Source organism: Lysobacter brunescens, assembly GCF_042677005.1.
Lineage (GTDB): Bacteria > Pseudomonadota > Gammaproteobacteria > Xanthomonadales > Xanthomonadaceae > Lysobacter_I > Lysobacter_I brunescens.
In genome coordinates this window covers 1-517 of the sequence record NZ_JBHTIF010000036.1, presented here as the reverse complement: position 1 = coordinate 517, position 517 = coordinate 1, and the positions used below count along the sequence as shown (strand labels likewise).

Genomic DNA, 517 nt, shown 5'->3' with positions numbered 1-517 from the left:
CGGGCGGCAACCTGCCGAGCGTGCTGGGCAACGACACGCTGAATGGCGGTGCGGTGACGGTGGGCGTGGGCGGCAACGTGACGCTGACCCCGGGTGCTGCGCCGACGCCTGCGTCGGGCAGCATCGTGATGAATGCGGACGGCACGATCACGGTGGCGGCTGGCACGACGGCGGGCGTGTACACGTACACGTACACGATCTGCGAAGTGCTGAACGGGACGACGAACTGCGACACGGCGACGGCGACGATCGTGGTGGCTGCACCGGTGATCGACGCGGTGGACGACACGGGCGGCCCGGTGAACGGTGCGAGCGGCGGCGTTGGCGTGGCGAACGTGCTGGTGAACGACACGCTGGACGGTGCGCCGGCGACGCTGTCGACGGTGTTGCTGTCGCAGGTGTCGACGACGAACCCGAACGTGACGCTGGATCCGCTGACGGGCGCGGTGAATGTCGCGCCTGGCACGCCTGCGGGCACGTACGTGGTGACGTACGAGATCTGCGACGTGATCAATGG

Annotated in this window: 1 protein-coding gene; it reads left to right on the top strand. The window is 68.7% G+C overall.

Features of this window, described 5'->3' with window-relative positions:
• The coding region (locus ACFQ0E_RS19230) for a hypothetical protein (RefSeq protein ID WP_386826656.1) at positions 1-517 on the top strand (517 nt) is incomplete at both ends.